Origin of the sequence: uncultured Nostoc sp. (assembly GCF_964245445.1) — a bacterium.
Classification (GTDB): domain Bacteria; phylum Cyanobacteriota; class Cyanobacteriia; order Cyanobacteriales; family Nostocaceae; genus Nostoc.
In genome coordinates, this window is record NZ_CAXTNE010000336.1 from 1 (window position 1) to 7817 (window position 7817).

Sequence of the window (7817 nt, forward strand, 5' to 3'; positions counted from 1 at the left end):
TTCTTTAGTGTCTGCGTCTACAACTGGAAGTGGTAAAGGAGGAAACCTGATAGTAACAGCACCAGAAGCCATAACCATTCAAGGGCCAGGTCAACTTACCGTGGAAACTAAACGTGATGGTGCTGCTGCCGGAAACTTGACAATTGACACACAACGACTAATTATTTCTGATGGCGCTAAGGTGTCGGCCTCCACCTCCTCCGCCAATCCTGATGCGGTAGGTGGCAATATTACAGTAAACGCCGCACAATCTCTAGACTTGAGCAATGGGGCGAGTTTGCTTGCCCAATCAAATGGCGCAGCTCCTGCTGGTAACATCAAAATTAACACCCCAAACCTAACAGCCACAAATGGCACGATCGCAACCTCCTCCAACGAATCTTCTGGGGGAGGTATCACCATAACTGCTGATCAGATTCTCCTATTTGGCAACAGTAACATTACCACCAATGTCAACCAAGGTGCAGGAGAAGGTGGCAAAATTGACCTGAAAGCTGGCTCCATCCTCGCTTTCGATGACAGCGATATCCTAGCTTTTGCTCGTGATGGCAAAGGTGGAGATATCACCTTCGACACTAGAGCCTTCTTCGGCGAAAACTACAGCGCTGCATCTTCTGGTAACGATCCGCTAAATACCCTTAATGGCAATAATCGAGTAGACGTGAATGCTACTAGTGCTATCAATGGAGTCATCACCATACCCGATGTCAGCTTCATCCAAAACAGCCTTACCGAGTTACCCGAAAATCAGATTAACACCGACAGCCTCCTGGCAAATAGCTGCATTGTCCGCCGCAATCAACCAACAAGGGGAAGCTTCACCATCACAGGTACTGGTGGCTTACCCCAGCGCCCGGGAGATGCTCAAATGTCCAGCTTTCCCACAGTAGATGTGAAAACTTTACCAACTGACAGCACACTCTCAAATACCAACCCAAATTCTTCTTGGCAAAAAAGTGACCCGATTGTAGAACCTCTTGGGGTATATCGACTACCAAATGGGAAACTCGTATTGAGTCGAGAATGTTCTTAATTCAATAATATGAATATGTACCCAATCAATAGCTGGGTTGTCATTTTAAGCTCTTGCATGGCGACCTCAGCTTGCCTTGTCCTCCGTGCAGTCGCTCAGTCCCCACCGCCACCAGGTGTCACCATTCCCACAACTGCACCTGACGAGCCTTAGCCGCCCGAACTCAATTCAATCTAGGGATAGATGCGTTTGATGCAACCATAAACAACACAGGTACTGACGGGCGATTCTTTTCCTGGTTGGGACAATTTCAGTGGGTGCAGCAGTTGTCACCTAGAAATCTGCTAGTAGCGCGAATTGATGCCTAGCTAACCCCAGATTCATTACTATCTTTGGAACGCTTCAGTATAGGTGGAGTCGATACAGTTCGAGGCTACCGACAAAACCAACTCGTTGCCGACAATGGCATCCTCGGTTCAGTCGAGGTTCGCGTTCCTCTCACATCAGACCCCAAAGTACTACAGTTAGTGCCTTTTTTTGAAATCGGTACGGTCTGGAATAATCGAGAAATTGACCCCGATCCGGCAACAATTAGCAGTTTAGGACTGGGTTTGCGCTGGCTGATTATCCCTAATTTCTCGTTGCACCTAGACTATGGCATTCCCTTAATTTCAGTTGGTGATCGGGGCAACTCGTTGCAAGAAAACGGTCTCTACTTTTCAATACGCTATCAGCCGTTTTGAAATGCTTCAAAAATCCTCTTGGGACTTAACGGGAAAAATCAGAGAATGATTGCACAAAACTGTAATCAATATTGCTTTATTGTGCGATCAACTCATCCTACTTGAGCAATCAACTTTGCACAAGCACCCAATGCATTATCTAATAACTTCTTTTATTGTATTTATCAAGCAGGCAAAAACACTGTTCTTTGCAAAAAAAAACAATAGAAAGTAAAAGGATATAAATTTTCTAGAGACTTTTTAGAGCTTGAATTTCAGGGTGGAAGATGCATAATTCTAGCAGAAACTCTAGAAATACATGAGATTATTATTAATGCCAACCATCCACGAGCCTATGAAGTGTACTCTGCTATTTTTAAGCAGACAGGAACATTTCTGAACGGTCAAAGAGGAGCAACAAAAATAGATGTTCAAGAAAATGTTGTAGAAGAAGACGCGTGCATACCGCCAGGTGCGCTATTCATTACACCTAATTTTGGTCCGAATAAAAAGTTAGCCGATTTTCTCCATGAGCATACACCTCAAGTTCTAGGTGTTGATGCATCCGTTGGTGGAGGCAGTGGTAAGGCAGCCTACACAGTCAGTGGATTTTTTGGGGCTTTTGATGCAGCTAGTGAACATGGGCTATTTAATGCTTACGATAAAAATCTTCCCCTATCACTGATTGGAGCAGCGGGTGCGATCGGTTCAGATACAGCTAAACGACTCGCAGAACGAGGTTTTAAAAATGTGTTAGTTGCAAATATAGCCTATGACTCTATAAAAAAGGGTTGGAAATAAGTAAGCGTTCAGGGAGGTACAAAGTTAATAGGATTTGAGACACTATCAAGCCCATAAATTTGAGTGCGATCGCCTGATCTTGTGGGTTAAGGCACGAAACCCAACAAACTATCGTCTCGGCGGACAATTATATAAATATCAAATTGTAACTTAATGTTGGGTTTCACGATCGCTAATCTCGTTGCGACAGTCTTAAAAGTCAAGCGATCGCTCGTGTAGGAAGGTTGATAAGAGTGCGATGTCTGTTTGTCCAAGTGCGATCACTAATCTCGTTACGACAGTCTTAAAAGTCAAGCGATCGCTCATGTAGGAAGGTTGATAAGAGTGCGATGTCTGTTCGTCCAAGTGCGAGCGTTAATTCTTCGCAAGCATCTGTTCAAATGGCGATCACCACTTCAAGCAACAGAGTTTGCAATGCTAAATGAACACAAGCTCCGCAGTTGGGAAGTTCTGAGAAAACAAGCAAAAAAGAAAACAAGTCATGAAGATTTTGAAATTAGGTGAATCGGGTTCAGAGGTTGAACAGCTTCAGAATCAATTAAAACAACTAGGATTTGATATTGGTATTGTTGATGGTCAGTATGGACTTATGGCGACCAAGGCAAACCAGACGTCTGGCACTTCGACTGGCATCGGCATGAGATGCCAGATATCAGGGAGGACACAGTTAAAGCTTTTCAAATTTTGTGGAACACGGCAAACCCAGAATTAGAACAACTTGTTGTAGATGGCATTGTCGGTAATCCTGATGTTTCCAAGACTCTAAAGTGTATCAATAATTCACCTGCTGAAGGTTTCCCTAACGTGGGGTATTCTAGAACATTGAAGCTGACCGAACCAATACAGCAGGGTAAGGACGTAGGCGAGCTACAGCTAACACTGAAAAAGGCAGGTATTAAACTTGAAAAAGCTGACCAAGTGTTCGATCTAGCAACCGACCAGGCAGTTAAAGAATTTCAACGGTCTCACTCTTTAACTATCGATGGCATTGTGAGTGCAGAAGGTGAAACACGTCAAGCATTAAAACTAGTGATCGCATGATCTTGTAACGACAGTCTTAAAAGTCAAGTGATCGCTCATGTATGAAGGATGATGAGCGTGCGATGTCTGTTCGTCCAAGTGCGATCGCTAATTTTGTAGAGATTATACTACTTATATAAAGTATCCAACAAAACAATGATGACTGGTTTTACCCAACTCAAACCCCAGTTCGTAACTCATTTAGGATTGCTATATCAAAAGTTTTCTTTAATTTATTTGACTTGTGTGAATATTAATCAGCCGCTTCAGTACATTCTCAAACTATGCCTTCTGGCAACAATTGTTAACAGTCTAGCTGTCAATGTTGTTGCTGCTGAAGTACAAACTTTTGGCCAAGATGGTAGACATGGGGTAGATGGTCGGTCTGGACGAGATGGGAACTCTGCTACCGAGCAAATAATTCGCGCTAGCGAACAACTACAAACGATTGACATCTCCGGTGCAGATGGCGAAGCAGGAGAATCTGCTACCTCTGGTGAACAAGCTTCTGGATGCCAACAGCCGCAGGATGTAACAGTGAATGTATGCGGTGCTAAAGGCGGCAATGGCGGTAATGGTGGTAATGGCGGTTATGGTAGTCATGGCGGTAATGCTACTATTTACTTTGAGTCATTATCTCAACTCAAGAATGTGGTGTTACGTAATCGAGGCGGGAGGGCAGGTGTTGGAGGAAAGGGCGGACAAGCAGGTAGTGGATGTAACTGTACTCAACCGCGCTGGAGTGTAAACTATTGCACTTGGGCATTGATGGCGCAACAAATCAATGTAGTTAACGCACAGTGGCAAGAAATTAACAGAGAATTATTTCGCTGTACGGGTGATGCGTTCTATGACGAACAACAATATCGACCCCAGCAGCTTCCAAATTTAGATCCAAACTACCGCTATGGCTGGAAATATATTGGTCTATCACAGCAGAGAGATTTTACTTGTGAGAATGGCCTTATTGGTCAACCGGGACGCAACGGTAGAGATGGGGAACCTGGTAGTTACGGTCAAGTATTGTTAGTCAAGGGTACAGAAATTCCTCAAGAACAAATTAGTTATGGCAATCGCGTTAGCCTGTTAGTCGATCGAAGTATTGGGTTGATCAAGAAAAATTTGTCGAAAAAAACGGGACTACGGAGTCTACTTGGTACTGGTTCGGATGTCCGAGATCGTTACCGTTTATTAGAAACGGTCCAAAGTTCTTTTAAAGTGTCTTGGCAAACTGTTAAACGCCCACAAGATTTAGGAGATCCTCCGCTCAAAGCTGAAATTACTGAATCGGGGAAATTGCAATTTTATATTCCAGGCACATTGGAATATAAACTCAATAATTTGCAAAACCAAACCGAAATTGCGATTACTGGAGGTATTCACCCTAAACGTTTAGGACGTTTTAAATTTAAAGGATTTGATCGCTTCCCCGATCCACGCAATTTTACTCTTTTAGATGAAGGTAAGCTTCTGGGCGAGTTAAAAACGGTTAAATTGACAATTATTTTGTCCCAGAACAACTCCAAAGTCAGCGAGATGTCTTACCCACTTGTTCCACATCGACCCTATCCTCACTGGGCCGATGCTTATCAGATCAATTTGGGCGATCGCTTTGATTCTTGGCTTAAACCAGGGCAACCTGTTGAGTATGAAATTCGCATTGAACAAACTACTCGTTCCGGAGTCACCTATACATCTGGAATGAAAATTGGCTTCGTTGTAGATAAAGTTTCTCATTCTCCCGATATTCAATACTACTCAGGAACGACACTAACAAATCTCTTAAGGCTTATAAATAAGTAGACAGGCAATACTTCTCGGTTAAGAACAAAAGCAAGGTAAAGTGATAATTGTTCACTCACAAGTGTGTTCGGAAAAACTGGTGCAGCTAAAAGATTTCTCCTTGATCGCGCCCACGTTAGAAATAGACTTAATATTCAAAGCAATAGAAACAGTGATTTCTCTGTCGGGCATTGCTGATTGCGGTATGAATTAAGCAGACACAAGAATAGAACGGTACTTTAAATAGTGAAGTAACAATCAGATAGAATGTTTAAGGATTTTTACTGACTTAGAATAACACAGTGTTTCGCGATGTAATCGTGCCAAATAATGTCTCAGCCTTGTGTTTTCACCCTCGACTCTGGTCATATATGTTTTGCTCACAATATGGTCTCCCGAATCAATAAACTGAGGGTAAACTTTCCATCCATCTGTAACGTAGAAGTAGCATTGCCAGGAGGCGACAAATTCCCACAAAGGCTTAAATGTTTCTGCCCTATGGTCACTCAAGACCCAACCGATAATTCCTTGACTAAAGTGGTTTACTACTGCCCACAGCCAGATTTTATTTTTTTTGATCCAACAAAGGTTTCTAGTTCATCCAGCTCTCCAACTAATGGATTATTGCGTAGGCGTAGCCCGTGGTAGACATCGCCTGACAGTTCTCCTTCATGCACGTCTGGGCTTGGTGCATCTACCTACCATCGTTTGACCCAGTTGTTTAACCCAGGTGATGATAGTAGTATGATCAACCCGCAATGACTGCGTTCAATGCCCCTGAAACCCATACCATTGAGATACATTTTTAAGCATTCTTCCTTTATCTGATTACTGTAAGTTCTTGAAGGTTCGTAGTTATCAATAAACTGGCGACTACAACTAAAACATATGTAATTCTGTTTACCACTTTTTCTCCCATTATTACGGATATGCCTGGAATCACAACTTGGACAATTCATATTCAAATACCTACTAATTTATACTCCATTATGCAACGCCTGAATATTCATGTTGAGCAGTAACCACTTAAAATATGGGAGCTAAAATCAGTTTAGTGTTATTTAATAAAGTCTAATAGTTATTCTTTTTCTAAAAAATATTAAAAATCAGTATATTACTTATTTATGAACATAGATTTACTAGAGTTTTTCCACCGAACAGACCCCAGCCGGACTTTACAGGTCAATCAAGGTTCAGATAAGAATTACTACATTGATTTCTCTTCAGTTAGAGGTGGCGATATTATTGGCAAGCTGAAGCAGAAAATTACGTTCTTCAAAGCGAATGAACCGACCTGCACCCTGTTGACTGGTCATATCGGCTGTGGAAAATCGACAGAATTAGTAAGGCTACAGGTGGAAGTTGAAGCGCTGGATTTCCATGTGGTGTATTTTGAGTCAAGCGAAGATTTAGAAATGACAGACGTGGACATTGCAGATGTGTTGCTAGCGATCGCACATCGTATAAGCCAAAGCCTGGAGAAAATCATCGCTCTCTGAACCGAACAAATTCTACGAACTGCCGCAAGGTGCGTTGAGAGTGATGGACTCTGAGGTAACGGGCTTTAAGGTAAAAACACCAGCAGGTGATGTTGGCTTGTCTACTGAAAAGGAGAAGTTCTCCCTAGCACTGGGAATTGGTGAAATCACAACGAAAACCAAAAGTGACCCTCAACTGCGGGAGGAACTGAATCAATACCTGGGGCCACAGAAAACCAGGCTACTGGAAGCGATTGATCGAGAACTGCTAGAGCCAGCGATCGCCAAACTGAAGCAGCAGGGGAAAAAGGGGCTGGTGGTGGCAGCTAGCTTGTACAAACAAGCTGCTGATGTCCTGCCTGCCTGTGAAAAAGCCGTGGCACTTTCCCCTAGCGATCGCAATATCCAAGACAGCCGTGGGTTAGCCAGAGCATTGACAGGGAACTTCAAAGGAGCAATTGCAGACTTTGAGGCATATATTGCTGAGGCTTATGATAAAGAGAGTAAAGCACAACGGCAGCGCTGGGTGAAAGAGTTACGCGCTGGCAAAAATCCGTTTACAGATGCAGAGCTTAAGAAATTGCGTGACCAGTAACTATAAGGTAATTTTTACTACTTAATAGTAAAGCTTTGTACATCTTTCTCCCCACCAATCCCAACAAATATTGCCACATTCTCCCCACTGAAAACCTTTTGCACTCGTTTGCCACAGCGCACCACCAGAAAGCCCCCTGGTTCCCAATAGTCCTTCACTACTCCGGGTTACCATTGTCGTGAAACGAGATTGTAGACTTGTACTGGAGTGACAATCGCTAAATCTATAATAACCTCCACGTTCTTCCAGCCGGGAGGTAGTTCATCATAACTCTTGACTCCACCTAGTAGTTCAGGAATGGTCAAGCGTTCGGTAGTAGATTTGACTGGGGTAAGGGTAGTGCTGCTGATAATCGGAAAATAAGTTTTTCGGCAGTGAGAGCTTACGCGAATGATCTCGTTGCCTAAAATATTTATATTAAAGAACGGGAGCGATGCGATTTTGTG

General features: G+C 43.1%; 7 protein-coding genes and 4 pseudogenes. 7 read left to right on the top strand and 4 right to left on the bottom strand.

Going from position 1 to position 7817, the window contains the following annotated elements; genetic code table 11:
• From ACFE90_RS33830 to ACFE90_RS33840, 3 genes and pseudogenes are all read left to right on the top strand, one after another.
• Window positions 1-1033, top strand: a pseudogene (locus ACFE90_RS33830) (hypothetical protein); the annotation flags it as partial.
• A 143-nt stretch (window positions 1034-1176) separates the two neighbouring features.
• Window positions 1177-1716: pseudogene (locus ACFE90_RS33835) on the top strand (BamA/TamA family outer membrane protein); the annotation flags it as partial.
• Window positions 1717-2055: 339 nt separating this feature from the next.
• Window positions 2056-2496, top strand: a complete 441-nt coding sequence (locus tag ACFE90_RS33840; RefSeq protein ID WP_375506669.1) for a hypothetical protein — start codon at window positions 2056-2058, stop codon at window positions 2494-2496.
• Window positions 2497-2688: 192 nt separating this feature from the next.
• Here the strand turns inward: ACFE90_RS33840 and ACFE90_RS33845 are convergent, their stop codons facing one another.
• Entirely contained in the window at window positions 2689-2841 is a 153-nt protein-coding gene (locus ACFE90_RS33845; RefSeq protein ID WP_375506670.1) for a hypothetical protein, read from the bottom strand.
• 136 nt (window positions 2842-2977) lie between these two features.
• On the opposite strand from ACFE90_RS33845, the gene ACFE90_RS33850 reads away from it, so the two are divergent.
• The 3 genes from ACFE90_RS33850 (at window position 2978) to ACFE90_RS33860 (ending at window position 5319) form a co-directional block, all read left to right on the top strand.
• Window positions 2978-3208, top strand: coding sequence for a peptidoglycan-binding protein (locus ACFE90_RS33850; RefSeq protein ID WP_375506671.1), 231 nt, complete (start codon window positions 2978-2980; stop codon window positions 3206-3208).
• Window positions 3139-3537: a peptidoglycan-binding protein gene (locus ACFE90_RS33855; RefSeq protein ID WP_375506672.1), complete on the top strand. Its 399-nt coding sequence runs from the start codon at window positions 3139-3141 to the stop codon at window positions 3535-3537. Before ACFE90_RS33850 ends, ACFE90_RS33855 begins: the two co-directional genes overlap by 70 nt.
• A gap of 135 nt (window positions 3538-3672) precedes the next feature.
• Complete coding sequence (locus ACFE90_RS33860) at window positions 3673-5319, top strand: hypothetical protein (protein ID WP_375506673.1); 1647 nt, start codon at window positions 3673-3675, stop codon at window positions 5317-5319.
• A gap of 237 nt (window positions 5320-5556) precedes the next feature.
• Here the strand turns inward: ACFE90_RS33860 and ACFE90_RS33865 are convergent.
• A pseudogene (locus ACFE90_RS33865) lies at window positions 5557-6257 on the bottom strand (IS1 family transposase).
• A 165-nt stretch (window positions 6258-6422) separates the two neighbouring features.
• On the opposite strand from ACFE90_RS33865, the pseudogene ACFE90_RS33870 reads away from it, so the two are divergent.
• Window positions 6423-7098: pseudogene (locus tag ACFE90_RS33870) on the top strand (ATP-binding protein); the annotation flags it as partial.
• A 290-nt stretch (window positions 7099-7388) separates the two neighbouring features.
• On the opposite strand, the gene ACFE90_RS33875 reads toward ACFE90_RS33870, so the two are convergent.
• Together ACFE90_RS33875 and ACFE90_RS33880 are read right to left on the bottom strand one after the other, a co-directional pair.
• Window positions 7389-7529, bottom strand: a complete 141-nt coding sequence (locus tag ACFE90_RS33875) for a hypothetical protein (protein WP_375506674.1) — start codon at window positions 7527-7529, stop codon at window positions 7389-7391.
• Between the two features lie 9 nt (window positions 7530-7538).
• On the bottom strand, window positions 7539-7817 hold a 279-nt coding region (locus tag ACFE90_RS33880), incomplete at its 5' end, for a hypothetical protein (RefSeq protein ID WP_375506675.1).

What these genes read in the sequence shown, in the direction of transcription:
- ACFE90_RS33855 (WP_375506672.1), top strand. Translation starts at nt 3,139, where the DNA reads ATGCCAGATATCAGGGAGGACACAGTTAAAGCTTTTCAAATTTTGTGG.
- ACFE90_RS33860 (WP_375506673.1), top strand. Translation starts at nt 3,673, where the DNA reads ATGATGACTGGTTTTACCCAACTCAAACCCCAGTTCGTAACTCATTTA.
- ACFE90_RS33850 (WP_375506671.1), top strand. Translation starts at nt 2,978, where the DNA reads ATGAAGATTTTGAAATTAGGTGAATCGGGTTCAGAGGTTGAACAGCTT.